Source organism: Bradyrhizobium sp. B025 (genome assembly GCF_042257955.1).
GTDB lineage: Bacteria > Pseudomonadota > Alphaproteobacteria > Rhizobiales > Xanthobacteraceae > Bradyrhizobium > Bradyrhizobium diazoefficiens.
The window spans coordinates 518,697-543,232 of record NZ_CP170150.1; the positions used below are offsets into that span (position 1 = coordinate 518,697).

Genomic DNA, 24,536 nt, shown 5'->3' on the forward strand with positions numbered 1-24,536 from the left:
GACGATGAGGAAACTTCTTCTTGCGGGCATCGCTGTCGCGCTGATGGCGACGCCGGCGTTCGCTGCGAACTATCGCTTCGTGATCGTGCCCAAGGCGATGAACAATCCGTTCTTCGATTTTGCGCGCGACGGCTGTCTGAAGCGCGCCAAGGAACTCGGCAATATCGAGTGCGTCTACAAAGGGCCGGTCGAGCACGAGCCGGCGACGCAGGCGCAGATCATCCAGGACTTCGTCACCCAGAAGGTCGACGGCCTCGCCATCTCGGTCGCCGACGTCGCGGCCATGACCAAGTCGATCGAGGCGGCGACCGCGGCGGGCATCCCCGTCATCACCTTCGATGCCGATGCACCGGGATCCAAGCGCATCGCCTATATCGGCACCAACAACAAGGAATTCGGCGTCGCGCTCGGCAAGCAACTCGTGAAGATGCGGCCTGACGGCGGAAAGTACGCGATGGTCTCGGGCGGCCCCGGTGCCAAGAACCTTGCCGAGCGCGTCGATGGCGTCCGCGAGGCGCTGAAGGGCTCGAAATGGACCGAGGTCGCGGGCTCGCCGACCTTCTGCAACGACGATCCGGCACTCGCGGTCCAGCAGATGACGGATATGCGCACCGCAACGCCCGATCTCGCCGCCATCGTTCCCATCGGCGGCTGGCCGATGTTTGCCCCCGAAGGCTTCAAGGCTTTCGCCAGCAGGAACAAGAAGGACATCGATTCCGGCAAGTTCACGCTGGTCGTTGCCGATACGCTGAAGATGCAGCTCGAATTGCTGCGCGACGGCTATGCCAATGCGCTGGTCGGCCAGCGACCGTTCGAGATGGGCGAGAAGGCGATGGACACGCTGCTCGCCATCAAGAAGGGCGAGAAGGTGCCGGAGATCGTCTATACCGGCCTCGATCTCGTCACCAAGGACAACGTTGCGCAGATGCTGAAGTAGGAGCGCCGCCAGCCCCGCACTCCTGCTCCTGCGTGCCTCTCCCGCTTGCGGTTTCCGCAAGCGGGAGAGATGATTTGGACTGCCGGAAGGAAATTTGGAATGAAACGGTCGCGGCTCGGCTCTCTCGACGTCACCTCAATCGGCCTCGGCTCCGCCCCGCTCGGCGGATTGTTCACCCCCGTCAGCGATGCCGATGCGCAAGCGACGCTCGAGCGGGGTTGGTCGGCCGGCATCCGCTTCTACGACACCGCGCCGCTCTACGGTTTTGGCCTGGCGGAACGGCGGCTCGGCGCATTCCTGCGGCAACAGCCGCGTGACTCCTACGTCATCTCGACCAAGGTCGGCCGCCTGCTGCGCTCGGGCGATGGCGCTGCCGCCGAGGACGAACATTACAAGAGCACGCCGCGCGAACGGCCGGTGTTCGATTTCAGTTACGACGGCGTGATGCGCTCGGTGGAGGAGAGTCTGGCTCGCCTCGGGCTCGACCGCGTCGATGTCCTGCTCGTGCATGATCCCGACGATCATTATGACGACGCCGTCGCCGGCGCCTTCCGCGCGCTCCAGCGCCTGCGCACGGAGGGCACGGTCAAGGCGATCGGCGCCGGCATGAACCAGTCGGAAATGCTGGTCCGTTTTGCCGAAACTGTGCGGGTGGACTGCTTCCTGCTCGCCGGCCGCTACACGCTGCTCGACCAGGGCGCGCTGGATGCGCTGTTTCCTGTCTGCCAGGCAAAGAACATCGGCATCCTGCTCGGCGGCATCTACAACAGCGGCATTCTGGCCAACCCGCACACCGGCGCGAAGTTCAACTATCAGGACGCCGACGCGGCGCTGATCGCGCGGGCGCTCGAGCTCGACGAGCTCTGCCGCAGGCACGGCACCGAGCTGAAGGCCGCCGCGCTTCAATTCTGCATGGCCCATCCGGCCGTGACGGTCGCCGTGCTGGGCGCGCGCAATGCCGGCGAGGTCGCCGACAACATCGCGATGTCGCAGGCGCCGGTGCCGCCGGCCTTCTGGCAGGAGCTGCGTGCGCAGAAGCTCGTCGACGCGCGGGCGCCGCTGCCGGGTGGAGTGTAGGGCATGGTGATCGACGCCCATCAGCATTTCTGGGATCCGGCGCGCGCCGACTATCCCTGGATGGACGCGCCCGAACTCGCGCCGATCCGCCGTGCCTTCGGCCCCGCCGATCTCGCGCCGCTGTTGAAGGCGAATGGCATCGACGCGAGCATCGTGGTGCAGTGCCGTTCCGCGCTGGAGGAGACCGAGGAATTCTTGCGCATCGCGCATGCGACGCCCTCTGTCGTCGGCGTCGTCGGCTGGGTCGATCTGACCGATGGCGCGCTTGGCGACACGCTCGACCGGCTGGGCGCCGCGCCGGGCGGCGACAAGCTGGTCGGCATCCGCCACCAGGTCCACGACGAGGCCGATCCAGATTGGCTTCTCCGCGAGGACGTCCGGCGCGGGCTTGCCGCATTGTTCGTCCGCGATCTCACTTACGACTTCCTCGTCCGCACCCGCGAATTGCCGGCGGCGATCGCAACCGCGCAGGCCTTTCCCAATGCGCGCTTCGTGCTCGACCATGCCGCCAAGCCGCCGATCGCCTCCGGCGGAAGCGCCGAATGGGCTGATCGCATCGAGGCGCTCGCCGCTTGCGGCAATGTCTGGTGCAAGATCTCCGGGCTCGCGACGGAAGCGAAGTGGAATGATTGGGATGCGGAGCGGCTGTTGCCGTTCGTCCAGCACGCCGCGACATGTTTCGGTGAGGATCGCCTGATCTTCGGCTCCGACTGGCCGGTGTGCCTGCTTGCGGGAAGCTATGCCGAGATCAAGGGCGCGCTGGAGGCGTGTTTGGCGAAGCTCGGGCCGGGCGCGCGGGACAAGGCGTTCGGGATGAATGCGAAGGCTGCGTATCGGCTAGCGATTGCTTAAGCCGAGCTCGCCCCAACCAAGGTGTCGTCCCGGCCTGCGCCGGGACGACGACGGAGCTTGAGGCTGCGCTCGCCCCTCACGCGCCCGCGGGCACCTGGTCCAGAAATCCCGTGATGCTTCTGATGCGCCCGTCCTTCAGCACGGCGAAATCGGTGCCCTTGATCGGGCTGTCGACGCCATCGGGGCCAAGGCCCCAGCTGAAGCGGAGATGATCGCCGTAGCCGTTGGGCTCGCCGAGCAGCTTGAACTTGAAATCGGGAAAGCGCTGTTGCACGCCTGATATAAGCGCGTCGATGCCGTCCTGGCCGTCGCCCTTCATCAGCGGATCGACATAGCTCGCATCCGCCGTCCAGTTCTGACTCAGCAGCTCGCGCCGGCGGTTTGTCGTGCGCTCGTTCCAGAGCTCGATGTAGCGGCGGGCAATGGTGACGTGGTCGGTCATGGGGTGCTCCTTCGATGACGCCGTGTTCGGCTGATCGCCACTATCGAAGGTTCGCGCACACCGATCGATTACCTCAGAGGTCATCGGCGTGCGCAAAAAAATGAAGCGCGATGATGTTCTCATCGCGCTTCGGTCGCAGGCGAATTGTTCGCGAAGGTTACTTCGCGGCCGTGACCATGATCTCGACGGTGTATTGCGGCGCTGCCAGCTTGGCCTCGACGGTGGCGCGGGCCGGGGTGTTGCCGGGGGAGACCCAGGCGTCCCACACCGCGTTCATCTCGCCAAACGTCTTCATGTCGGTGATGTAGATCGTGGCCGAGAGCAGCTTCGACTTGTCGGTGCCGGCCTTGGCGAGATGGCCGTCGATCGTCGCCAGGATGTCCTGGGTCTGCTTCGTCACGCTTTCGCCGGCGGCTTTGCTCGCGACGACACCGGCGAGATAGACGGTGTTGCCGTGCACGACGACCTGGCTCATGCGCGGGCCGGTTTCAAAACGCTGAATGCTCATTTGGGATCTCCTGGTGGAATGGCGGCCCTGTCTAGCCCAGCACCTCGCGCTCAGCCACCCCAGGCACGCATGCGTTGCCAGGCACGCATGCGTTGCCCGTGGCGCATGTGTCGTGGGCGTTGCACGCGTTCCCTACGGAAACTGACTGAAGAACGTCCAGATCGTCTCGGCGCCGTCGATGTCGCTGTTCTGAGGCCCGAGCAGGCTGGTTGCGACCTTGGGGAAGCGGGCATCCGGCGCGAAGCCGGGCATGCGATGGCCGCCATGGTTGACGCGATAGAGCACGACGTCGTGCCCCCTGGGGCAGCGCGAGGAGATCCGCGTGACCGTGGACTGGTCCGCGGGTGCCCTGTCGGGCATTTCAGTCACGTTGGCATCATCGGTCTCGCAGCCGTTGAGCTTGCGCCAGAAGGCAAACGTCTCTTCGGTCGACCAGAACCCTTCCGCGGCAAAATAGCTCGATCCGCGTCCGCCCTCGTAGGGCACCAGCGGGTCGGCCGTGCCGTTCATGATCAGCATCGGCAGCGGCCGCGACGGATGGCACGTGACCGCGGCTTCATCGGTGAGGTTCATGATCACGCTCGCGCCTGCCGTAAACAGATCGGCGCGGGCGCAAGCAAGCGTCATCGCCATGGCGCCGCCATTGGAGATGCCGGCGACATAGACGCGGCCAGGGTCGGCCGTGCCGTTCGTCACCAGTTTCTCGACGAGCTTGGCGATGAAGGCGACGTCGTCGGTGCCCTCGGGCGGGCCTCGGAGCGCGGGTCCCGCCTTCGTCCTCGCATCGGCCCAGGCATGGTTGAGCCCATCCGGAAAGACCACCGCGAAACCTTCGCGCTTTGCGACCTGCGGCCACGCCGTCCGCGCGACCATGTCGGCGCCGCGCTGGGTCTTGCCATGCAGCACGACCACCAGCGGGACAAGTCGCTTGGCCGGCAGTTGCACGGTGTAGGACCGCATCACGCCGTTGACGTCGATGGTGTCGGCGGACGCAGCCGGGGCGGTGGCGAAGCCCGCGAGAAGCGCCCCGATATGCATCCACCGCCGCACGATCTAGCCTACCGCCTTCGCCGCCGCACGGCCCGCATTGCGGCCCGAGAACAGGCAGCCACCGAGGAAAGTGCCTTCGAGGGAGCGATAGCCGTGCACGCCGCCGCCGCCGAAGCCCGCGGCTTCGCCGACCGCATAGAGGCCGGGAATGACACTGCCTTCGCCGCCGAACACGCGCGAGTCGAGATCGGTCTCGAAGCCGCCGAGCGTCTTGCGGGTGAGAATGTTGAGCTTGACCGCGATCAGCGGTCCGTGTGCGGGATCGAGGATGCGGTGCGGGGAGGCGGTGCGGATCAGCTTGTCGCCGATATAGCGGCGCGCATTGTGGATGTTCATCACCTGCGCGTCCTTGACGTAGGGATTGGCGATCTCGCGGTCGCGCGCCTCGATCTGCATCTTGATGTGCTCGAGCCTGAGGAGGTCGCTGCCGGCAAGCTTGTTCATCGCCGCAACGAGATCGTCGATCTTGTCGCGCACGATGAAGTCGACACCATGGCTTTTGAATGCTTCCACCGGCGCCGGCGCGCCCTTGTTGGTGGCGCGGCGCAGCGTCATGCGCCAGCTCTTGCCGGTGAGGTCAGGGTTCTGCTCCGAGCCCGACAGCGCGAACTCCTTCTTGATGATGCTCTGGGTCAGGATGAACCAGGAATAATCATGGCCCGTCGACATGATGTATTTGAGCTGGCCGAGCGTGTCGGAGCCGGGGAACAGCGGCGCCGGCAAACGCGTGCCGGTGGCGTCGAACCACATGGACGAGGGCCCCGGCAGGATGCGGATGCCGTGGCGCGGCCAGATCGGTGACCAGTTCTGGATGCCCTCGACATAGTGCCACATGCGATCGCGGTTGATCAGCCGCGCACCCGCCTGCTCCGTGATGCCGATCATGCGGCCGTCGACGTGTTCGGGCACGCCCGAGATCATGAATTTTGGCGGCTCGCCGAGCCGCTTGGGCCAGTTCTGCCGCACCAGCTCGTGATTGCCGCCGATGCCGCCGGAGGCGACGATCACGGCCTGCGCCTTCAGTGCAAACTCCCCGACGACATTGCGCGAGGAGCTCTTGCCGCGCTCGACATTGTCGGGCGCGAGAACGGCGCCGCTGACGCCGTCCACCGTGCCATTGGTGATGGACAACGCGTCGACGCGGTGGCGGAATTTGAAGATCAAGCGGCCGCTCTTCATCGCCTCGCGCGCGCGGCGCTCGAACGGCTCGACGATGCCGGGCCCGGTTCCCCAGGTGACGTGGAAGCGCGGCACCGAATTGCCGTGGCCCATCGCGTCATAGCCGCCGCGCTCGGCCCAGCCGACCACGGGGAAGATGCGATGTCCCATCGCGCGCAGCCAGTCGCGCTTCTCGCCGGCCGCGAAGGCCACATAGGCCTCGGCCCATTTGCGCGGCCAGTGATCCTCGTCGCGGTCGAAGCCGGCGGTTCCGAGCCAGTCCTGCATCGCGAGATCGAAGGAATCCTTGATACCGAGCCGGCGCTGCTCGGGCGAATTGACCAGGAATAGTCCGCCGAACGACCAGAACGCCTGGCCACCGACCGACTGCTCGCCTTCCTGGTCGACCACGATCACGCGCTTGCCCGCATCCGCGATCTCGGTTGCGGCCACGAGGCCCGATAGTCCGGCGCCGACAACGATGACGTCTGTCTCTTCAGCCATGCGCGTCCCCCTCCATAGGTTCCCCCCTGTAGTTGCCCGGATTGAAGCCAGCGGTTCTAACTGAGATCAAGGGTGTGGCGCGTAAGACATCATTAACTTGTTCCACTTTGGGATAGAGCCCGGCCAAGTGCAGCGCGGACGCAACACTGGATTTGAATTTGTTTTGAGTCAGCCGGCCTGCCTAGACAAAACCTTGGTTACGACGGACGCTAGCCGTGCATCACCACCTGACACGCAGATTCGAATTCGACTGGGGCGGGGGACAATGAAGTTTCTGACGGGGTTGCTGGCGGCGGTTGTGCTCATCGCTTGCATGGGGGCTTCTCACGCGGTGGTTCGCATCGCGGATGACCGCGGCGGCCGGATCGGAACCTACGTCGACAAATACCAGGACCTGCGGCAGTCCGGCGAAACCGTCATCATCGACGGCCTCTGCGCCTCCGCCTGCACCATCGTCCTCGGCGCCATCCCGCACGACCGCATCTGCGTGACCTCGAGCGCGACGCTCGGCTTCCATGCCGCCTGGGATTTCGGCGCCAATGGCCGCGCCGTCACCAATTCCGAAGCAACCCAGATGCTTTACGCAATGTATCCCTCGCAGGTGAGGCGCTGGATCAGCCAGCGCGGGGGCCTGACCCCGCACATGCTTTTCCTGAGGGGCAAGCAGCTTCAGGCCATGTACAAGCCCTGCTACATGGACGCGCAGGCCTCGGCGATCAAACCGACCCGCCGGTCTCTCCCGCAATCGGACCAGCTCGAGTCCGCCCGGGGCCAGCTCCTGCACTGACATCCTCGGCACGACGGGTTTGCTTTAGCCCGCCAGCGGCGCCTTGCCCGCAGGCGGGCTAAAGCTTATCTCAAAGCTAGGGAACCGGGGCTTTCGCCCCGATCGTTGTCATGGCTCAACCAGTGCGCCCGGCCCATCCGTTACAGGACAATTCGCCCACTGCCGGCCGGACGCCGTCTGTGCTGCTGTTGGCTGGCACAGGTGTCGGCGGCCCGGTCGTGATCGGCGCGCTGGCGCTGTGGTTCCACTATGGCACCCAGGTGTTCTTCGAAATGATCAGGACCGGCTTCATTGCCTGCTTCTGACCCCCGACCGGAAGTCTTCCGCCCATGAGCTCCGCCACCCGCCCGCTGGTGATCGCGACCGCCTTCGCCGCAAGCCTGATCGTCGGGCTGCTGATCATGTTCTGGGCCATGGGCGGGGTCGGCAAGGTGGCGCAACCGGCTGCGATCGGCGGCCCGTTCCAGCTCACCGACCAGAACGGCAAGGCCGTCACCGACAAGAGCCTGAAGGGCAAGCCGACCCTGATCTTCTTCGGCTACACCCATTGCCCCGACGTCTGCCCGACCTCGCTGTTCGAGATCTCGGAAGTGCTGCGCGCGATGGGCAAGGACGCCGACAAGGTCAACGCCATCTTCATCTCGGTCGACCCCGAGCGGGACACGCCGGCGACGATGAAGAACTATCTGTCGAGCTTCGATCCGCATCTCGAGGGCCTCAGCGGCGATCCCGCCGAGATCGCCAAGGTGATCACATCCTACCGGGTCTACGCCAAGAAGGTCCCGACCAAGGACGGCGACTACACCATGGACCACACTGCGCTGATCTATCTGATGGACCGCGACGGCCGCTTCGTCTCGCCGTTCAACCTGAAGCGGACGCCGGAAGAGGCCGCGGCGGACCTAAAGCGTTATCTGTAGTTTGGTGGATCGGTCGGGCCGCGTCCTCGGTGTAACCTCTCCCGCTTGCGGGAGAGGTATAGGCCGCTTTTGGCGGCCGTCCTCTAAGACGCCGAGGCAAAGCCTCGGCTATGGCAGAGCGCCGGGTGAGGGCTCTCTCCTCTCGGGGATTGTCCCTCCGCGGAGACACCCTCTCCCCGACCCTCTCCCGCAAGCGGGAGAGGGAGCGCACCTTCACCCTGACCGCAATCGGCGCTCGCGTTCCCGGGCGGATGGTCTATAAGGCCCTCCGATCCCAACGAAATTCGTTCATTTCCGGCCGATGGCTCCATCGCAACAGGCGAAATCGTCCAAATCTGCCCGTGGCTTGCTGACAGGGCTGGCCGTCGGCGCCTGCCTGTTCGCCGGCTTGCCCGGCGCGCAGGCGCAGGCCCCGGCCAAGCAGCCTCCGGCGGCGCCCCAGGTCACCCCGCAGGTCGCGCCCCAGGCGGCCCCGCAGGCCGTACCCGGCTTCTGGGACCCGCGGCGGCGGCCGGAGCGGCCGGACCTGTCGCGCCTGACCGTGATCCGCTTTTTGACCGAGACCGACTATCCGCCGTTCAACTACACCGGCGCCGACGGCAATCCGGCCGGCTTCAACGTCGATCTCGCCCGCGCGCTCTGCGAGGAGATCAAGGTCACCTGCACGGTGCAAATGCGCCGCTTCGAGACCCTGGTCGACGCGCTCACCTCGAACCGGGGCGATGCCATCATCGCCTCGATGGCGGTGAGCCCGCAGCTCCGGGCCCGCGTCGACTTCTCCGATCCCTATTACCGCGTGCCGGCGCGCTTTGCCTCGCGCAAGGATGCGGTGATGCCGGAAATCCGCCCGGAATATCTCGAGGGCAAGAAGGTGGGCGTGATCGGCGGCTCCGCGCATGAAGCCTATCTCAAGGCGATGTTCACCGACGCCGAGCTGCACCCCTATCCCAACGACGACGCGATGCGCGCCGCGCTCCGCAAGGGCGAGGTCGACTTCATTTTCGGCGACGCCATCTCGCTCGCCTTCTGGATCAACGGCACGGATTCGGGCGATTGCTGCGCCTTCTCCGGCGGTCCCTTCGTTGAGAGCCGCTTTTTCGGTGAAGGCATCGGCATCGCCGTGCGCAAGGGCAACGACGTGCTGCGCCAGGCCCTGAACTGGGCCCTGTTCCGCGTCTGGGAAAAAGGCCGCTACACCGACCTGTGGCTGCGGTATTTTTCGGTGAGCCCGTTCTAACCATCGATCGTCATTCCGGGGCGCGCGAAGCGCGAACCCGGAATCTCGAGATTCCGGGTTCGATGCTGCGCATCGCCCCGGAATGACGATCAAGACCATTTTTGCATTCTGCCCGGAAATCGCTATTTTCCGCGGCCCGGAGGCCCCTGATGTCCGTTATCGATCTTGCCGCGAATCCGAGCGACCTGCGTGCGCTCGCCGAACAATCCAACGCCTGGCCGTTCGAGCAGGCGAAGGCCATTGTCGCGCGGCTGAAGAAAAGCCCGAAGGACGAGGTGCTGTTCGAGACCGGCTACGGCCCCTCGGGCCTGCCGCATATCGGCACGTTCGGCGAGGTCGCGCGCACCTCGATGGTGCGCCATGCCTTTCGCGTGCTGACCGAGGACAAGATCAAGACGCGCCTGCTCGCCTTCTCCGACGACATGGACGGGTTTCGGAAAGTGCCCGACAACGTCCCCAACAAGGAAATGCTGGCTGCGCATCTCGGCAAGCCGCTGACGCGCGTGCCGGATCCGTTCTCCAACGAGTACCCGTCATTCGGGCACCACAACAACGCCCGCCTGCGCGCCTTCCTCGATCATTTCGGCTTCGGCTACGAGTTCGCGAGCTCGACCGACTATTATACGTCCGGCCGTTTCGACGCGACGCTGCTGAAGATGCTCGCCGCCTACGACAAGGTCATGGCGATCATCCTGCCGACGCTGGGGCCGGACCGCCGCGCGACTTATTCGCCGTTCCTGCCCATCAGCAAGACCACCGGAATCGTGCTCCAGGTGCCGATGATCCGCCGCGATGTCGCGGCCGGCACGGTGACCTATGTCGATCCGGATACCAACCAGGAAGTCGAGACGCCCGTCACCGGCGGCAACGTCAAGTGCCAGTGGAAGGCCGACTGGGCGATGCGCTGGGTTGCGCTCGGCGTCGACTACGAGATGGCCGGCAAGGACCTGATCGATTCCGTGAAGCTCTCGGGCGCGATCGCCCGGGCGCTCGGCGCCACGCCGCCCGAAGGCTTCAACTACGAGCTCTTCCTCGACGAGCAAGGCCAGAAGATCTCGAAGTCGAAGGGCAACGGCCTCACCATCGACGAATGGTTGCGCTACGCCTCGCCGGAATCGCTGTCGCTGTTCATGTATCGCGAGCCGAAGGCGGCCAAGCGGCTGTACTTCGACGTCATCCCGCGCAACGTGGACGACTACCAGCAGTTCATCGACGGCTTTGCGAAGCAGGATGGCAAGCAGCAGCTCGGCAATCCGGTCTGGCACATTCACAACGGCCATCCGCCGAAGGGCGACATGCCCGTCACCTTCCAGCTCCTCTTGACGCTGGTGTCGTCGTCGAATGCGGAGAATGCCGAGACGCTGTGGGGCTTCATCGGCCGCTATCGTCCCGGCGTGAGCCCCAAGACGCATCCCAAGCTCGATGCGATGGTCGGCTACGCCATCAACTATTACCGCGACTTCGTGGCGCCGACGAAGCAGTTCCGCGTACCGAGCGAGACCGAGCGCGCCGCGCTGCAGGATCTGCGCGATGCGCTGTCGCAGCTTCCGCTGGAATCCTCGGCCGAGGACATCCAGAACGTCGTCTACGAGATCGGCCGCCGCGAGCCGTTCCTCGACCAGGTCAAGAAGGGCAAGGACGGCCGTCCGGGCGTGACGCTCGACTGGTTCAACATGCTCTACCAGGTGCTGCTCGGCCAGGAGAAGGGCCCGCGCTTCGGCTCCTTCGTTGCGGTGTACGGTGTGCAGAACGCGGTCAACATGATCGACGGCGCGCTGGCGCGGAGCGCGTGAGGCAGGTAGCGAGGCGCGGCCCTAAAGCGGCTCGCCCGCCTTGGTCGTGAACTTGTAGACGCCATCCGGCCCGAGCACGGCCTGCATGTCGACGTCGGGATAGCTGATCACGTCGTCCGGCGTGCGATCGCCGATCACGAGCAGCCTGACGTCGCGCGTGGTGCGATTGACGAAGCGGTGCGCATCGCCGCTGCCGGCGGGGAAGCCGGCGCACATTCCCCTCGTCAGCACCTGCGCGCCGGCATCGGTCTCGAGCACCACTTCGCCCTCGATCACGAAGACGAACTCGTCCTGGCGCGAATGCGCGTGACGGAACGAGGATTGCCCGCCCGGAATGATCCGGGTCAGGTTGACGCCGAAATTCTTCAGCCCCGCATGCTCGCCGAGCCGGCGGTTGTAGCGCATCTGGTTGGCGGCCCGGTGCAACTGCGGATAGCCGGTGAAATTGCTCTCGCTGACGTCCTCCGGATCGAATGCGGGGAGTCTCGGTTTCGCTGGTGTGGTCATTTCGCTTTCTCGGTCAGGCCAGGAATCGGCACGGCGCCCGCCGCGCAGAACCTCCGCAGCATCGCAGTAGGGCGCGCGTTCCCCGGCAGTATTGGCTGAAATTGCCGCGTCAGCCCGCCCGCGCGGCCTGCGCAAACTGCAGGGGCGTGATGCCGTAGCAGCGCCTAAAATGCTTGTTGAGCGCGGCCTGGTCGCAGAATCCCGCCGCCAGCGCGCTGTCGGCCAGCGAATGGCCACGCTTTAGGAAACGGCAGGCCGCGTTGAGCCTGATGTGGACGAGATAGGCGTGCGGGGTGAGGCCAACCGTGCGCTTGAACAGCCCGATCAGCTGGAAACTGGTGAGGCCTGCGAGGCCGGCAAGCTGGTCCAGGCTCAGATTTTCGGCATGGCGCTCCCGCATCAGGGCGATCAACCGCGTCACGACGGCGTCGCGGCCGGCAGGGATCTTGCTGCGGCGTCCGTCACCATAGCGCTCGAACAGACGGCCGAAGGCATCGGCGACCAGCTCGTCGGCCAAGAGGTCGTCCTGTTCGGTTTCCAGCACCCGGTGCAACCGGTCGAAGCGCCCGATCAGATCGCCGTCGTCGAGCATGCTCTCCTGGAGGTGGGGCAGGGGGTCCGTGCCGAAGCGCCGCGCGAGGTCGCCGATTGCAGGCTGGGCGAGATAGAAGGCGCGATAGCGCCATCGTCCGCTATCGCCCATCCGGGCCGACTGCCGTTCGTCCGGATTGGAGACGAACAGCGTGGCGGCGCCGACCTTTCGCACGACATTGCGGTTGCGGATTTCGGCGCCGCCGGACTCCGTTACCGCGATCACATAGGCATCATGGGTGTGCGAACCGTAGTCGTGGTGGCGGAAATCGGCGCGCAGCAGGCTCATGCCGGGAATCCGCCGGTTGTGCCAATAGCTCGTGTGGTTGCCAGTGTGCCGGCGCGCCATCGTCGGTCCGTGTGCTCCGTCTCTCGCACATCATGACGCGACGGGCGGTCCTGGACGAGAGGCAAAATCGGGATGGGAGCGTTGCCGCAATTTCAGCCAATACGGCGCCGGGGGTGTTCCCGCAAGACTCGGCCTTGCAGGCTTCGGAGAGAAGGATGATCGCTCGCATCTGGCGTGCGGCGGCCACGCGCGACAAGGCCGCCCTCTATCAGCATCACTTTGTAACCCGGGTGGTGCCGCACCTTGAGGCCATCGACGGCTTTTCCGGCGCCTCGCTGTTGCGCCGCGAGGTGGAGGGGGGCACCGAAGTGCTGGCGCTGACGCTGTGGCAGGGCCTCGACAGCATCCGCGCCTTCACGGGGCCCGATCCCGACAAGGCCGTCGTCGATCCTGAGGCGCAGGCCATGCTGACGGCCTTCGATGCAACGGCCGCCAACTACGAGGTCGTCGTGGACATCAGACAGAACGTCCGAGGCGCCGAGGCTGCGCCTCAGGTCGAGCGTAGCACGTAACGCCGGTTGTCCTTCTGCACCGGCCGCGCGTTCATCGGATAGAGCTTTGCGAAGGCGGCGACGTCGGCGGCCGAGACCTGGATCGGGGTGGTCAGCAGCAGCCATTCGACCACTTCCGAGCAGGGCGGCGTCGTCAGCGAGCCGGGATAGCGGAAGTAGCTGAGCCTCGTTGGCAGCATAGAGAGGGGATCGATGCTCGCGTCGGCTTTCACCGCGGGGCCTTCCGCCGCCGGCATGGTCTTGACGATCTTGCCGAAGGCCGCGTTCGGCTTGCCCTCGGCCATCAGCACGCCGACCACGGCGAGCCCGCCGGCATCGTTGCGATGGACGAAATGCGCCTCCATCGGAAAATTCTTGCCGCCGATCATGTGCTCGCTCGGCCGGTGGAAGTGCACCTGGAGCAGCTTGTATTTGACGTCGCCGAGCGTGAGCGTGCTGCCTTCGGCGAAGTTGAGCTGGATCGTGTGCCCGTTGTTGACGATGGTGTCGGCTCTCTTGCCCCAATTCAGCTTCAACGTCGGCAATTGCGACTTGATCGTCGCCTCGATGTCGATCGGCGATTGTTGCAGGCCGACCGCGCAGGCCTTGTTGGCCGCGTCGAGATCGCCCCATTTGGCAGGGGCTCCGGCGCCTTCATAGCTCCAATGCACGCCTTCGGCGGCGAAGGCCGGCTTGCAGACCGGACAAAGCGCAAGACCCGCGAGGGCCTTCAATGCGTGACGGCGATTCATCATATTCCCCCAAGATGAATTAGATCGGCGATGCGCGCGCAACCTAGGCGAGAGGCGCGGTGAGTCGCAATGGCCGTCGCGCGTTGAATTTATTGGCTCGCCCACACGATCCTTGCGACCCACGCGAGCTCACCCGCCGCGATCGTGCGCTCGGCCTGCGAGGCATCGAGCGGCAGCAAGTCCAGCGCCTTGGCCGTGCGGCGCTTCAACGTTGCGACCGTCACCTCGCCCGCCTTGGTCGTCACCACGACACGATCCCCCTTGCGGATCGGCGTGCCGGGTGAGACCAGGATGACGTCGCCGTTGCGATAGGTCGGGGCAAGCGCATCGCCGGCAATCTCCAGCGCAAACGTCTGGCTGTCCTCGGCGGTGGGAAGCGCGAGCTCGGTCCAGCCCTTGCCGGACGGAAGGCCGGACTCGTCGAAAGCGCCGCTCGCGCCCGCCTGTGCGAGCCCGAGCAGCGGCACCGAGCGGCTGTTACCGGTCTCGTCGCTGATCAACCCGGCAAAGACATCGATTGAGGCGCCGGCCGCTGCCAGCGCTTTTGCGATCGATTCGGTCGAGGGCCAGCGCTCGCGGCCGTCCGAGGTGACGCGCTTGGACCGGTTGAAAGTGGTGGGGTCGAGCCCTGCCCGCTTGGCGAGGCCGGACGGAGACAGCCCGGCGCGCGCCGCCAGCCGATCCAGCGCGACCCAGATCTGGTCGTGAGTCAGTATCCTCTGCGCTTTGGCCTGTCTGACCATGGAAGGTCCAGCCCGTCGCAACTCAGGAAAACTGTCCTCAAATCAACCGGTTTTCCGATTTTCGCGCAAGAGGCGACGGCGGACGCGCTTTCAAGCGAAGCGGATACCGGTTCGCGTCAAGAATACGCGTCAAAACAAGAATTTAGAGCCCGTTCCGATTTCATCGGAATGGAATAGGCTCTAAGTCTTGAGTTCGGAAGGGGCCGCCTTTACGGTCGCGCCGGGTTTTGAGACCCGCAAGAGACGAAAAACCCCAAGAGACTCAACGAGCTGACTCAAAGAGCAAACAGGGCTCCACATCAGGTGGTCAACAAGATCTACAAAATCTGTCCGGCCTCGGCCTGGCGCGAGGCGGAACGGCAGGGCGTGTACCGCGGCAGCGCGGACGACGCGCGCGACGGCTTCATCCATTTCTCGACGGCCGCCCAGGTTCCCGAGACCTTGCGCAAGCATTATTTCGGGCAGCGCGCGCTGTTCCTGGTCGAGGTCGACGGCGATGCGCTCGGCAGCGAATTGCGCTGGGAGCGCTCGCGCAATGACGAGCTGTTTCCGCATCTCTATGGCGAGCTCGATTTCGGCGCGGTCATCTCGGTGGTGAACCTCAACATGCGCTCGGACGGCGGCCACGACATGCCGGAGCTTGCCCCGTGATTCGCGCCTTCGATGCTCTTTCGCTGCCGGTGCTGCGCTGGCTCGATCCGGAGGATGCGCATCGCCTGGCGATCCAGGGCCTGCGCTTCCTGCCGCCGGTCAAGCCGCGCGCTGACGATCCCAAGCTCGCGGTGCGCGCCTTCGGGCTCAACTTTCCCAACCCGATCGGCATGGCCGCGGGCTTCGACAAGAGCGCGGAGGTGCCGGATGCGCTGCTGCGCCTCGGCTTCGGCTTCGTCGAGATCGGCTCGGTGACGCCCAAGCCGCAAAGCGGCAATCCGCGGCCGCGGCTGTTCCGGCTCGAGCGCGACGAGGCCGTCATCAACCGCATGGGCTTCAACAATGACGGCGCGGATGTCGCGCTGCGCCGGCTCGCCGCGCGCGCGCAGCACGGCGGCATCGTCGGCGTCAATGTCGGCGCCAACAAGGATTCGCCGGACCGCGTTGGGGACTACGTCAAGCTGATCGAGGCCTTTGCGCCGGTCGCGAGCTATTTCACGATCAACGTCTCCTCGCCGAACACGCCGGACCTGCGCAACTTGCAGGAAGGCGCGCTGCTCGACGACCTCCTCGCAAGGGTGATCGACGCGCGCGAGCGGGTGCGCCAGAAGGCCGGCGACACGCCGGTGCTGCTGAAGATCGCGCCGGATTTGAGCCTTGCCCAGCTCGACGACGTCGTGCAGGTCGCGCGCTCGCGCCGGGTCGACGGCATGATCGTGTCGAACACGACGATCGCGCGGCCGAGCACGCTGCGCGAGGAGATGCGGGCGAAGGAGCAGGGCGGCCTGTCCGGCCGGCCGCTGTTCCGCCTGTCGACGCGCATGGTCGCGGAGACCTATGTGCGCGTCGAGGGCGCGTTCCCGCTGGTCGGCGTCGGCGGTGTCGATTCCGGTGGCGCCGCGCTGACGAAAATCCGCGCCGGCGCGAGCCTGATTCAGCTCTATTCGTCGCTGGTCTACAAGGGCCTCGGCCTCGTCGAGGAGATCAAGCGCGACCTCACCTCGACATTGCTGCGCACGGGCCGGGATTCGCTCTCCGACATCGTCGGCGCGGATGCTGCGACGCTGACGGCGGAAGACTGGCCAGGGATGTGAGGCGCCGTTCTTCGCCTCTCCCCGCTTGCGGGGCGAGGGAGAAGAGAAAGCCGCTCCATCCGGGCCACGATTGTTCTACGATTTCGGAAACGTCGCCCCGTACAGCGCCGGATAGCGCGCGCCCTGCAAGCCGCCGCGTGCGACATAGAAGGCGATCAGCGCGCACCATAGCCCGGCATTGCCGAGGGATTGCAGCGCCCACCAGGTGAAGAGGAAGATCGCCAGCGAGGCCAGCATGAGATTGCGCATCTCGCGGGCCCAGGTGGCGCCGATATAGATCCCGTCGAAGCCGAAGGCGAACACGCCGGGCACCGGCGCGAGCACGATGAAGGGCAGGAAGTCGCGCGCGGCCCGGCGAACGTCTTCGCTCGCGGTCATGACATTGATCAGCGCCGTCCCGAACAGCGCGAACAGCACCGCGACCACCAGCGCGAAGCCGAGCCCCCACGCGAGCACCAGCCGGGTCGAATCCGCAAAACCCCTTGCATCGCGTGCGCCAAAGGTCCTGCCGCAGAGCTGCTGGGCCGCGTTCGCAAGACCGTCGAGGAAGAAGGCGCTGACCAGCAGGAAATTGTTGAGCACGGAGTTCGCGGCCAGCGTGACATCGCCGGCGCGCGCGCCCTTGGCGGTGAAGAACAGGAACACGGCGATCAGCGCCGCGGTGCGGATCATGATGTCGGAGTTCACCGCGAGCATCCGCATCAGCTTGGCCCGGTCGAACAACGTGGCGCGAGGCACGCCAAAGCCGCCGTCCGCATGGCGGCGGCAGACGATCACGCCGAGGACGAAGCCGATGGCCTCCGAGAGCAGCGCGGCGATCGCCGCGCCCGCGATGCCGGTGTCGTAGACCAGCACCAGCAGGATCGTCGCCGCCATGTTGACGAGGTTGATGACGATCTGAAGCAGCAAGGCCGGATTGGCGCGGGCCTGCCCCACCAGCCAGCCGAGGATGACATAGTTGGCGAAGGCCAGCGGCGACGACCAGATCCGGATCATGAAATAGGTCTTGGCGGCGCGCGTGACGCCGTCGCTGCCGCCCATCAGGTCGAACAGAACGGCCGCCAGCGGCAGTTGCAGCGCGATCAACGCCGCCCCGATCAGGCTGGCGACGATGAAGCCGCGCATCAGGATCGCGGTCAGCTCGCGCGTCTCGCCGGCGCCGAGCGCCTGCGCGGTGAAGGCGAGCGTGCTCATGCGCAGGAAGCCGAACAGCCAGAACAGGCAGTCGAAGATGACGGAGGCCATCGCCACGCCGCCGAGCAGCGCGGCATCGTCGAGCCGCCCGATCGCCGTGGTCGAGACCACTCCGATCAGCGGCGTGGTGAGGTTCGCAACCATCGCCGGACCCGCGATGGCGAAGACCTGGCGGGAGCCGATCTTGAGGGGAACGGGCGCGTGCATGTCAGAACACGAGCACCATGCCGTCTTCGGCGGCGAGATGCTCGATATCGACGAGGCGCGACAGCATGTCGTCGCTCATATGGGTGAGGACGAGGCGTTTGGCGCCGATCGCGGGCAGATGCTGTTCCAAGGTCTTCAGGCTGAGATGGTTCTTGACCACCTTCTCGTACATATAGGCTTCCGCGATGAAAAGGTCCGCGCCATGCGCCAGCGGAATGAGCGTTTCCGTCCACTCGGTGTCGGCGCTGTAGGCGAGCGTGCGGCCCTCGGTCTCGACGCGGTAGTCGAGGAACGGGCCGCCGGATTCGCCGTGCACGACCGGGTAGGGCGTCACCGTCACCGCGCCGAAATTGCGCCTTTGCCCGGGCGCGAGCTCGACGACGGAGAGCTCGAAGCGCTGCTTGGTCTTCGAGGAATGCTCGAACAAAACCTCCATCACCTCGCGCAGCCGTGTCTCGATGCCTTGCGGGCCCGCGATCGTCAGCGGTCGCGTTCGCCGCGAGAACTGCGCGTCGAGCAGGACAAACGGCAGGCCTGCAAAATGGTCGCCGTGGAAATGCGTGATCAGGATCAGATCGATATCGTTGCGGTCGATCTCGAGTCGCTTCAGCGCAGGCAGGGCCGACGCGCCGCAGTCGATCAGGAAGTTGGCCTCGCGCCCCGCAACGTGGAAGCAGGTGTTGAGCCTGCCGCCCGAGCCGAAGGCGTCGCCGCAGCCGACAAAGCGTAATTGCATCGGCTGCGGGCTCCCTGAGCTCGATCCGGACTTAGCGGCGCGGCGCGCCGAAGACGCGCGACAGCAGCCAGATCGGAATCACGATGACCGCGCCGAGCAGGAAGTAGCGCCACAGCCAGTTCACGGCATCGAAGCCGAGATCCCACAGCCGCTGGAACAAGAGGCGAATGCTGTAGATGATATTCCAGGGATCGAAGCCGATCGCCGCCAGCACGACGCCCACCAGGATCGAGAGCAGGACGAGGCGAAACGCGACCGCCAGCGGCGAGCCGCCGAGAAAGCGGTTCAGGCCGTCACTGCGGCCGGCCGGCAAATCTCTGACGTCTTGGACCATCGCAAAAAACTCCTCGCGGGATTCGATCCGATTATAAGTCACGGCGGGGCACATGGGGAACCCGTAACCGGCCGTCAATCAGCTTACCGCATTTTAATTTCGGCAGCGCGCCAGCGATTTGGGTGCACGCCGGCGGCTGGGCTCACCTCTCCCGCTTGCGGGAGAGGTCGGCGCGTCCGGCGATGCGAAGCATCGTCCCGAGCGCCGGGTGAAGGCTCTGTCCTCTTGGGGAATCCCGATGAGGGGACACCCTCACCCCAACCCTCTCCCGCAAGCGGGAGAGGGGGCGCACCTTCGCCTTGGCGACAATCGAGCCTCGTCTCAGCACGCTTCAAGCCTCAACCTCCGCCGCCTCCGCCTTCAGCATCTTTTCCAGGGTTTCCAGCCGGTCGGCCTCCCGCGGCGGCTTGTCCCACCGCAGTCGGCTGATGCGGGGAAAGCGCATCGCGACGCCTGATTTGTGCCGCGGCGAGCGCTGCAGCCCTTCGAACGCGACCTCCAGCACTAGCCCCTTGTCGCCCTCGTGCACGACATGGCGCACCGGGCCGAACTTTTCCGTGGTGTTGCGGCGGACGAAGCGGTCGATCTGGAGTAGTTCCTCGTCGGTGAAGCCGAAATAGGCCTTTCCCACCGGTACCAGCTCGTCGCCGGTCTCACCTTCGGTCCAGACGCCAAACGTGTAGTCGGAATAATAGGACGAGCGCTTGCCGTGGCCGCGCTGCGCGTACATCAGCACGGCATCGATGATGTGCGGGTCGCGCTTCCACTTCCACCATTGGCCCTTCGGCCGGCCGGGCAGATAAGGCGCATCGCGCCGCTTGAGCATCACGCCCTCGACGGCGTCGGCATCCTCGCCGGCGCCGGCACTTGCGGGGTCGGCGCGCGCGGCGGTCAGCGCCTCCCAGCTCGCGAAGGGCACGATGGGCGACAGATCAATGCGGGGATCGCCGAGCTTAGTGACGAATGTTTCCAGCCGTTCGCGCCGCTCTGCGAATGGCAGCTCGCGCAGGTCGTTCTCATCGTCGCCGAGCAAATCGTAGGCGCGCAGATGGATCGGGAATTCCTTGATCAGCTTTGGCGAGACCACCTTGCGATTGAGCCGCTGCTGGAGAACGTTGAAGCTCTGCACGCGGCCCTCGCGCAGGATCAGAAGCTCGCCGTCGATCGCGCCCGGCAGGCGCAGCGATGGCACGAGATCCGGAAAGCTCCCCGTGATGTCCTCGCCGGTGCGCGAATAGAGCCGGGCAGTGACGTGGCCGCGGTCGTCGCGGCCCGCAACCGCCTGCACGCGGATGCCGTCCCATTTCCATTCGGCGATGTAGTCGGCGGGATCGAGCGCGACGAAATCGGTATCGTCGATCGCATGCGCGAGCATCACCGGGCGGAACGGCGCGGGATCGCGATTGACCGGCTTTTCGCCGCGGCCTTCCAGCCAGGCGAACAGGTCGAGATAGGGTGGCGCGAGCCCCGGCCAGATCAGCTCGACCTCATGCGGGTCCTTGTCGCCGAGCGCCGCCGCGGCGGTCTTTGCGAGGCGTGCGGAAATGCCGATGCGAAGCGCGCCGGTGACGAGCTTGAGCAGCGCCCAGCGGCCGGTCTCATCGAGCTCGTCGAGCCAGCGTTCGAGTTGCTTCGGCAGTTCGGTCTTGCCGAGGGTGCGGAGCGTGGTGACGACTTCGGTGAGGGTCGGCGGCGGCGGGTTGTTGTGGTTGCTTGGGTGGAGCGCATCGCTGGCATCTCGCCCGCGGTACCCCCCTCCCTGACCCTCCCCCACAAGGGGGGAGGGAACGGAGAGGCTCGTGCCTCCATCACTTTGGGAATCGCTATTAGTTGTTGTGCTCGCTGACAGCGCCGCGTTCCGCTGCGCTCCCTCCCCCCTTGTGGGGGAGGGCGGGGGAGAGGGGTGGCCCGGAAAAGACTGCCCGCCATCTCCCGCGCGCTTCGGCCACATCAGCGCCACCGTCTCCGAGAGATCGCCGACGTAGTCGTAGGACAACCCAAACAGCACCTCGTCCGTGCGCGACGCGATCAGGTCGCGGATCAGCGCCGGCTTGGCGTGCTTGAAGCTGAGCGCGCCGGTCAGTGCCGCCAGCGCGTAGCCGCGATCGGGATCGCCGACCTCGCGGAAATAGCCGGTGATCAGCCGCAGCTTGTTGTTGCGGCCGGGCTCGTAGGCGAGACGGTCCAGGAGTTCGGCGAAACGGTTCATCCTTCCGCCTCGTCTTGAAGCTGCGTCTCGCTCTCCTCCTCGTCGCCATAGCCGACCAGATCGAGCGGCTGCGCCCGCAGGCCCCGCGATTGGCACCAATGCACCAGCGCGTCTTCCTGGCCGTGCGTGACCCAGATCTCGCCGGCGCCGGTCGCCGCGATCGTGGCGGTGAGGCCGTCCCAGTCGGCGTGGTCGGAAATCACGAGCGGCAATTCGACGCCGCGCTGCCGCGCGCGGGCGCGCACGCGCATCCACCCTGAGGCGAAGGCGGTTACGGGATCGGGAAAACGGCGCGTCCAGATATCTGATGTCGCTGACGGCGGCGCCAGCGTGATGGTGCCGGCGAGCGCCGCCTTCTTCACGCCCATCACCGGCCTGAGATCGCCGAGTGCGATCCCGCGGCTCTGGTAGTAATGCGTGATCGTCTCCATGGCGTCATGCAGATAGATCGGCGCGTCATAGCCGGCCTGGCGCAGCAGCGCGATCACGCGCTGCGCCTTGCCGAGCGAATAGGCGCCGACGAGATGCGCGCGCTCGGGAAACAGCGCGACCGAGGCGAGCAGCTTCTTCACCTCATCGGCCGCATCGCCATGCCGGAACACCGGCAGGCCGAACGTTGCCTCGGTGATGAAGACGTCGCAGGGGACCAGCTCGAACGGCGTGCAGGTCGGATCTCGCGCGTCCTTGTAGTCGCCGGAGGCAACGATGCAGGTGTCTTTACATGTCACCGCGATCTGCGCCGAGCCCAGCACATGGCCGGCCGGGTGGAATTTCACGCTGACGTCGCCGAGCTGGATCTCTTCGCCATAGCGGATGGCCTGCGTCGAGCCGGCAAAATTCTCGCCATAGCGCAGCCGCATCATGTCGAGCGTTTCCTGCGTCGCCAGCACCGCGCCATGGCCGGCGCGGGCATGGTCGGAATGGCCGTGGGTGATCACGGCCCGCTCGACCGGGCGCACGGGATCGATGTGGAAGCCGCCGGGCTTGCAGCACAGGCCGGCAGCAGCTGGCAACAGGATGTCTTGCGGGCGCATGACTGATATATAGGCTGCTTCACCGCATCTTCGAGTCACCACCCGCTTCGCTTCCTGGTTCCCAATGCCGCTCCGCCTGTTTCTGACCTCCGGCGATCTCATGGCCGACCGCCGTTTCGAATTCGCGCGCGACCTCCAGCTCAAGGGCGATCTGCCTGCGGCCGCCGATCTCCTCGAGCAGGCGATCGAGCTCGCGCCGAATTTTGCGTCGGCCTGGTTCACGCTCGGCGAGATCCGGCAGCAACTCGGCGAGCGCGACAAGGCCATCGCGGCGTTTCGCAAATCGCGGGAGTCCGATCCTGGGGATCAGCACGGTGCCGGCCTGCATCTGATACGGCTCGGCGACGCGCAGATGACGGAGATGCCCAAGGCTTATGTGCAGGCCCTGTTCGACCAGTACGCGCCGCGTTTCGAAGACGTGCTGATCAACGATCTCGGCTATCGCGCCCCGGCGCTGATCTTCAAGGCGGTGCTGGCCGCGCGCGTTGCCGCGAAGAAGCCGGCTTTCTTCAAGCGCACCATCGATCTCGGTTGCGGCACCGGGCTTGCGGCCGCCGCCTTCGCCAAGCAGGTCGATCATTTCATCGGTATCGACCTGTCGCCCGGCATGATCAGGGTGGCGCGCGCGACCGAGCTCTATGCCGAGCTCGAGGTCGCCGACATGATCGAGGGCCTGCGCAGCAAGGGCGATGGATGCGCGAACCTCGTCGTGGCCGCGGATGCGTTCGTCTATCTCTCCGATCTCGCGCCGGTGTTGGCCGAAGCCGGGCGCGTGCTTGCAGCGGGCGGCGTGCTTGCCTTCACGCTGGAGACGCATGACGGCAGCGGCATCGTTCTCGGCGAAGGCCTGCGCTATGCCCATTCGGCGGAATATGTGCGGGGCGCGATTGCGCAAGCCGGACTGAAGCTCCTCACCCTGGAGCCGGGCTCTCCGCGCAACGAGAACAACGAGCCGGTGCGCGGCCTCGTCATCGTCGCCGAGAAAACTTGAGTCTAGGCGCTAAACGCCCCGCGATTTGAGCGTCATTGCGTCGCAAAGCGACGACTTCGGACTTGCGAGCCGTGCTGCGATGCCAGCACAATGCGCGCGCCAGGGAGAAACAAATAATGACCAAGAATCCATCGCGGCGCGATTTCAGCGCCGCCGCGCTCGCCACCATCGCCGCATCCACCTTGCCCGCGCCATATGTCTGGGCCGCGGAGAAGAAATACGATGCGGGCGCCAGCGACACCGAGATCAAGATCGGGCAGACCGTGCCGCATTCCGGCCCCGGCTCGCTCTACGGCGTGCTCGGGCGCGTCGGCGAGGCCTATTTCCAGATGCTGAACGAGAAGGGCGGCATCAACGGGCGCAAGATCAAGTTTCTCACCATGGACGACGCCTACAGCGCGCCGAAATGCGTCGAGGCGACGCGGCGCCTGGTCGAGCAGGAGGAGGTGTTGGCGCTCTACGGCTCGCTCGGCACCGCGCCGCAGACCGCCGTGCACAAATACCTGAACTCCAAGGGCGTGCCGCAGCTGCTGCTCAACACCGGCGCGTCGAAGTGGAACAATCCGAAAGAGTTCAAATGGACGATGGCGGGCCTGCCGCTCTATCCGACCGAGGCACGCATCCTGGCGCGGCATGTCGTCAGCGTGAAGCCGAACGCCAAGATCGGCATCCTCTACCAGAACGACGATTTTGGCCGCGACTTCCTCGGTCCCTTCAAGAAGGTGCTGACTGACGCCGGCGGCACCGCGCAGGTGATCATGGAGCAGACCTACGATCTCACCGAGCCGACCGTCGATTCCCAGCTCATCAATCTCTCGAAGTCGGGCGCCGACGTGTTCTACAACATCTCCACCGGCAAGGCGTCGTCGCAGTCGATCCGGAAAGTGGCCGAGCTCGGCTGGAAGCCGCTGCAACTGTTGTCCGCGGGCTCCACCGGCCGCTCGATTCTGAACGCCGCGGGCCTCGAGAACGCCGCCGGCATCGTCGCCATCCGCTACAACAAGGAGGTCGGCCTGCCCAAATGGGAGAAGGACCCCGACGTGATGGCGTTCGAGGAGCTGCGCAAGAAGTACACGCCGGCCATCGACCCCGACAACACCATCGCCTTCGCCGGCTACGGCCAGGCCGTCACCATGGGCGAGATCCTGCGCCGCTGCGGCGATGATCTCACGCGTGCCAACGTGCTGAAGCAGGCCTCGACTCTTGCCGGCTTCCACTCGCCCTATTTCCTCGAGGGCGTCACCTACAGCTACACGCCCGAGGACTACACGCCGATGAAGACGCTCTTCATCTCCACCTTCACCGGCAAGGATTGGGATATCTCCGACAAGCCGATGTCGGAGTAGGAAACGGGCAGGACGTCGTAGGGTGGGCAAAGGCGCATAGCG

Annotated in this window: 26 protein-coding genes; 13 read left to right on the forward strand and 13 right to left on the reverse strand. The window is 65.6% G+C overall.

Annotated elements, in window-relative coordinates:
• Positions 1-4: 4 nt before the first annotated feature.
• The 3 genes from ACE10W_RS02385 (at position 5) to ACE10W_RS02395 (ending at position 2,866) form a co-directional block, all read left to right on the forward strand.
• Positions 5-937: a sugar-binding protein gene (locus ACE10W_RS02385; RefSeq protein WP_028172796.1), complete on the forward strand. Its 933-nt coding sequence runs from the start codon at positions 5-7 to the stop codon at positions 935-937.
• A 99-nt stretch (positions 938-1,036) separates the two neighbouring features.
• A complete protein-coding gene (locus tag ACE10W_RS02390; protein WP_304550620.1) occupies positions 1,037-2,014 on the forward strand; it encodes an aldo/keto reductase in 978 nt (325 codons plus the stop codon).
• Between the two features lie 3 nt (positions 2,015-2,017).
• A complete protein-coding gene (locus ACE10W_RS02395) occupies positions 2,018-2,866 on the forward strand; it encodes an amidohydrolase (RefSeq protein WP_304550622.1) in 849 nt (282 codons plus the stop codon).
• 76 nt (positions 2,867-2,942) lie between these two features.
• Here ACE10W_RS02395 and ACE10W_RS02400 read toward each other — a convergent pair whose 3' ends face one another.
• The 4 genes from ACE10W_RS02400 to ACE10W_RS02415 form a co-directional block, all read right to left on the reverse strand.
• The gene (locus ACE10W_RS02400; RefSeq protein ID WP_304550624.1) at positions 2,943-3,308 is read right to left on the reverse strand and encodes a nuclear transport factor 2 family protein; all 366 of its coding nucleotides are present in this window, start codon (positions 3,306-3,308) and stop codon (positions 2,943-2,945) included.
• A 157-nt stretch (positions 3,309-3,465) separates the two neighbouring features.
• Positions 3,466-3,816 carry a RidA family protein gene (locus tag ACE10W_RS02405; RefSeq protein WP_011083946.1) on the reverse strand — a complete coding sequence of 117 codons (351 nt, stop codon included), beginning with the start codon at positions 3,814-3,816 and terminating at the stop codon, positions 3,466-3,468.
• Positions 3,817-3,948: 132 nt separating this feature from the next.
• Positions 3,949-4,866, reverse strand: coding sequence for a PHB depolymerase family esterase (locus ACE10W_RS02410; RefSeq protein ID WP_304550627.1), 918 nt, complete (start codon positions 4,864-4,866; stop codon positions 3,949-3,951).
• Positions 4,867-4,869: 3 nt separating this feature from the next.
• The gene (locus tag ACE10W_RS02415; RefSeq protein WP_304550630.1) at positions 4,870-6,528 is read right to left on the reverse strand and encodes an FAD-binding dehydrogenase; all 1,659 of its coding nucleotides are present in this window, start codon (positions 6,526-6,528) and stop codon (positions 4,870-4,872) included.
• Between the two features lie 265 nt (positions 6,529-6,793).
• Between ACE10W_RS02415 and ACE10W_RS02420 the strand changes: the two genes are divergently transcribed.
• The 5 genes from ACE10W_RS02420 to ACE10W_RS02440 all read left to right on the forward strand — a co-directional run bounded on the left by ACE10W_RS02420 (position 6,794) and on the right by ACE10W_RS02440 (position 11,265).
• Positions 6,794-7,315, forward strand: coding sequence for a hypothetical protein (locus ACE10W_RS02420; protein WP_028172800.1), 522 nt, complete (start codon positions 6,794-6,796; stop codon positions 7,313-7,315).
• 110 nt (positions 7,316-7,425) lie between these two features.
• Positions 7,426-7,620, forward strand: coding sequence for a hypothetical protein (locus tag ACE10W_RS02425; RefSeq protein WP_304550632.1), 195 nt, complete (start codon positions 7,426-7,428; stop codon positions 7,618-7,620).
• Between the two features lie 24 nt (positions 7,621-7,644).
• Complete coding sequence (locus ACE10W_RS02430) at positions 7,645-8,235, forward strand: SCO family protein (RefSeq protein WP_011083950.1); 591 nt, start codon at positions 7,645-7,647, stop codon at positions 8,233-8,235.
• Positions 8,236-8,536: 301 nt separating this feature from the next.
• The gene (locus tag ACE10W_RS02435) at positions 8,537-9,472 is read left to right on the forward strand and encodes a transporter substrate-binding domain-containing protein (protein WP_011083951.1); all 936 of its coding nucleotides are present in this window, start codon (positions 8,537-8,539) and stop codon (positions 9,470-9,472) included.
• 149 nt (positions 9,473-9,621) lie between these two features.
• Positions 9,622-11,265 carry a lysine--tRNA ligase gene (locus ACE10W_RS02440; protein WP_304550635.1) on the forward strand — a complete coding sequence of 548 codons (1,644 nt, stop codon included), beginning with the start codon at positions 9,622-9,624 and terminating at the stop codon, positions 11,263-11,265.
• Positions 11,266-11,286: 21 nt separating this feature from the next.
• Here the strand turns inward: ACE10W_RS02440 and ACE10W_RS02445 are convergent, their stop codons facing one another.
• On the reverse strand, positions 11,287-11,772 hold the full coding sequence (locus ACE10W_RS02445; RefSeq protein WP_304550638.1) for a cupin domain-containing protein: 486 nt from the start codon (positions 11,770-11,772) through the stop codon (positions 11,287-11,289).
• A gap of 109 nt (positions 11,773-11,881) precedes the next feature.
• Positions 11,882-12,712, reverse strand: coding sequence for an AraC family transcriptional regulator (locus tag ACE10W_RS02450; protein WP_304550640.1), 831 nt, complete (start codon positions 12,710-12,712; stop codon positions 11,882-11,884).
• 155 nt (positions 12,713-12,867) lie between these two features.
• Here ACE10W_RS02450 and ACE10W_RS02455 point away from each other — a divergent pair, with 155 nt between their 5' ends.
• Positions 12,868-13,224 carry an antibiotic biosynthesis monooxygenase gene (locus ACE10W_RS02455; protein WP_304550641.1) on the forward strand — a complete coding sequence of 119 codons (357 nt, stop codon included), beginning with the start codon at positions 12,868-12,870 and terminating at the stop codon, positions 13,222-13,224.
• Here the strand turns inward: ACE10W_RS02455 and ACE10W_RS02460 are convergent.
• Positions 13,203-13,955, reverse strand: coding sequence for a carbonic anhydrase (locus tag ACE10W_RS02460; protein ID WP_271556956.1), 753 nt, complete (start codon positions 13,953-13,955; stop codon positions 13,203-13,205). The genes ACE10W_RS02455 and ACE10W_RS02460 overlap by 22 nt on opposite strands.
• An 89-nt stretch (positions 13,956-14,044) precedes the next feature.
• Positions 14,045-14,698 carry a helix-turn-helix transcriptional regulator gene (locus tag ACE10W_RS02465; protein WP_011083957.1) on the reverse strand — a complete coding sequence of 218 codons (654 nt, stop codon included), beginning with the start codon at positions 14,696-14,698 and terminating at the stop codon, positions 14,045-14,047.
• Positions 14,699-15,001: 303 nt separating this feature from the next.
• Between ACE10W_RS02465 and ACE10W_RS02470 the strand changes: the two genes are divergently transcribed.
• Entirely contained in the window at positions 15,002-15,349 is a 348-nt protein-coding gene (locus ACE10W_RS02470; protein ID WP_011083958.1) for a DUF952 domain-containing protein, read from the forward strand.
• Positions 15,346-16,443: a quinone-dependent dihydroorotate dehydrogenase gene (locus ACE10W_RS02475; RefSeq protein ID WP_304550645.1), complete on the forward strand. Its 1,098-nt coding sequence runs from the start codon at positions 15,346-15,348 to the stop codon at positions 16,441-16,443. The genes ACE10W_RS02470 and ACE10W_RS02475 overlap by 4 nt, the downstream gene beginning before the upstream one ends.
• Positions 16,444-16,518: 75 nt before the next feature.
• Here ACE10W_RS02475 and ACE10W_RS02480 read toward each other — a convergent pair whose 3' ends face one another.
• The 5 genes from ACE10W_RS02480 to ACE10W_RS02500 all read right to left on the reverse strand — a co-directional run bounded on the left by ACE10W_RS02480 (position 16,519) and on the right by ACE10W_RS02500 (position 22,157).
• A complete protein-coding gene (locus tag ACE10W_RS02480; RefSeq protein ID WP_060909374.1) occupies positions 16,519-17,844 on the reverse strand; it encodes an MATE family efflux transporter in 1,326 nt (441 codons plus the stop codon).
• A 1-nt stretch (position 17,845) separates the two neighbouring features.
• Entirely contained in the window at positions 17,846-18,580 is a 735-nt protein-coding gene (locus ACE10W_RS02485; protein WP_304550647.1) for an MBL fold metallo-hydrolase, read from the reverse strand.
• Between the two features lie 31 nt (positions 18,581-18,611).
• Positions 18,612-18,914 (reverse strand): DUF6460 domain-containing protein, encoded by a 303-nt coding sequence (locus ACE10W_RS02490; protein ID WP_028172810.1) that lies wholly within the window; start codon positions 18,912-18,914, stop codon positions 18,612-18,614.
• A gap of 331 nt (positions 18,915-19,245) precedes the next feature.
• Positions 19,246-21,123: an ATP-dependent DNA ligase gene (locus ACE10W_RS02495; RefSeq protein ID WP_304550649.1), complete on the reverse strand. Its 1,878-nt coding sequence runs from the start codon at positions 21,121-21,123 to the stop codon at positions 19,246-19,248.
• Entirely contained in the window at positions 21,120-22,157 is a 1,038-nt protein-coding gene (locus tag ACE10W_RS02500) for a ligase-associated DNA damage response exonuclease (RefSeq protein ID WP_370205448.1), read from the reverse strand. Before ACE10W_RS02500 ends, ACE10W_RS02495 begins: the two co-directional genes overlap by 4 nt.
• Positions 22,158-22,221: 64 nt before the next feature.
• Here ACE10W_RS02500 and ACE10W_RS02505 point away from each other — a divergent pair, with 64 nt between their 5' ends.
• Together ACE10W_RS02505 and ACE10W_RS02510 are read left to right on the forward strand one after the other, a co-directional pair.
• The gene (locus ACE10W_RS02505; protein ID WP_304550652.1) at positions 22,222-23,148 is read left to right on the forward strand and encodes a class I SAM-dependent methyltransferase; all 927 of its coding nucleotides are present in this window, start codon (positions 22,222-22,224) and stop codon (positions 23,146-23,148) included.
• A gap of 116 nt (positions 23,149-23,264) precedes the next feature.
• Entirely contained in the window at positions 23,265-24,494 is a 1,230-nt protein-coding gene (locus ACE10W_RS02510; protein ID WP_028172814.1) for an ABC transporter substrate-binding protein, read from the forward strand.
• The last annotated feature ends 42 nt before the right edge of the window (positions 24,495-24,536 follow it).

Excerpts from the sequence above, each read along its gene's own strand:
- ACE10W_RS02400 (WP_304550624.1), bottom strand. The coding sequence starts at position 3,308 with ATGACCGACCACGTCACCATTGCCCGCCGCTACATCGAGCTCTGGAAC.
- ACE10W_RS02385 (WP_028172796.1), top strand. The coding sequence starts at position 5 with ATGAGGAAACTTCTTCTTGCGGGCATCGCTGTCGCGCTGATGGCGACG.
- ACE10W_RS02460 (WP_271556956.1), bottom strand. The coding sequence starts at position 13,955 with ATGAATCGCCGTCACGCATTGAAGGCCCTCGCGGGTCTTGCGCTTTGT.
- ACE10W_RS02430 (WP_011083950.1), top strand. The coding sequence starts at position 7,645 with ATGAGCTCCGCCACCCGCCCGCTGGTGATCGCGACCGCCTTCGCCGCA.
- ACE10W_RS02415 (WP_304550630.1), bottom strand. The coding sequence starts at position 6,528 with ATGGCTGAAGAGACAGACGTCATCGTTGTCGGCGCCGGACTATCGGGC.
- ACE10W_RS02490 (WP_028172810.1), bottom strand. The coding sequence starts at position 18,914 with ATGGTCCAAGACGTCAGAGATTTGCCGGCCGGCCGCAGTGACGGCCTG.
- ACE10W_RS02390 (WP_304550620.1), top strand. The coding sequence starts at position 1,037 with ATGAAACGGTCGCGGCTCGGCTCTCTCGACGTCACCTCAATCGGCCTC.
- ACE10W_RS02505 (WP_304550652.1), top strand. The coding sequence starts at position 22,222 with ATGCCGCTCCGCCTGTTTCTGACCTCCGGCGATCTCATGGCCGACCGC.
- ACE10W_RS02495 (WP_304550649.1), bottom strand. The coding sequence starts at position 21,123 with ATGAACCGTTTCGCCGAACTCCTGGACCGTCTCGCCTACGAGCCCGGC.
- ACE10W_RS02405 (WP_011083946.1), bottom strand. The coding sequence starts at position 3,816 with ATGAGCATTCAGCGTTTTGAAACCGGCCCGCGCATGAGCCAGGTCGTC.
- ACE10W_RS02440 (WP_304550635.1), top strand. The coding sequence starts at position 9,622 with ATGTCCGTTATCGATCTTGCCGCGAATCCGAGCGACCTGCGTGCGCTC.
- ACE10W_RS02510 (WP_028172814.1), top strand. The coding sequence starts at position 23,265 with ATGACCAAGAATCCATCGCGGCGCGATTTCAGCGCCGCCGCGCTCGCC.
- ACE10W_RS02465 (WP_011083957.1), bottom strand. The coding sequence starts at position 14,698 with ATGGTCAGACAGGCCAAAGCGCAGAGGATACTGACTCACGACCAGATC.
- ACE10W_RS02485 (WP_304550647.1), bottom strand. The coding sequence starts at position 18,580 with ATGCAATTACGCTTTGTCGGCTGCGGCGACGCCTTCGGCTCGGGCGGC.
- ACE10W_RS02420 (WP_028172800.1), top strand. The coding sequence starts at position 6,794 with ATGAAGTTTCTGACGGGGTTGCTGGCGGCGGTTGTGCTCATCGCTTGC.
- ACE10W_RS02480 (WP_060909374.1), bottom strand. The coding sequence starts at position 17,844 with ATGCACGCGCCCGTTCCCCTCAAGATCGGCTCCCGCCAGGTCTTCGCC.
- ACE10W_RS02445 (WP_304550638.1), bottom strand. The coding sequence starts at position 11,772 with ATGACCACACCAGCGAAACCGAGACTCCCCGCATTCGATCCGGAGGAC.
- ACE10W_RS02500 (WP_370205448.1), bottom strand. The coding sequence starts at position 22,157 with ATGCGCCCGCAAGACATCCTGTTGCCAGCTGCTGCCGGCCTGTGCTGC.
- ACE10W_RS02450 (WP_304550640.1), bottom strand. The coding sequence starts at position 12,712 with ATGGCGCGCCGGCACACTGGCAACCACACGAGCTATTGGCACAACCGG.
- ACE10W_RS02395 (WP_304550622.1), top strand. The coding sequence starts at position 2,018 with ATGGTGATCGACGCCCATCAGCATTTCTGGGATCCGGCGCGCGCCGAC.
- ACE10W_RS02435 (WP_011083951.1), top strand. The coding sequence starts at position 8,537 with ATGGCTCCATCGCAACAGGCGAAATCGTCCAAATCTGCCCGTGGCTTG.
- ACE10W_RS02455 (WP_304550641.1), top strand. The coding sequence starts at position 12,868 with ATGATCGCTCGCATCTGGCGTGCGGCGGCCACGCGCGACAAGGCCGCC.
- ACE10W_RS02425 (WP_304550632.1), top strand. The coding sequence starts at position 7,426 with ATGGCTCAACCAGTGCGCCCGGCCCATCCGTTACAGGACAATTCGCCC.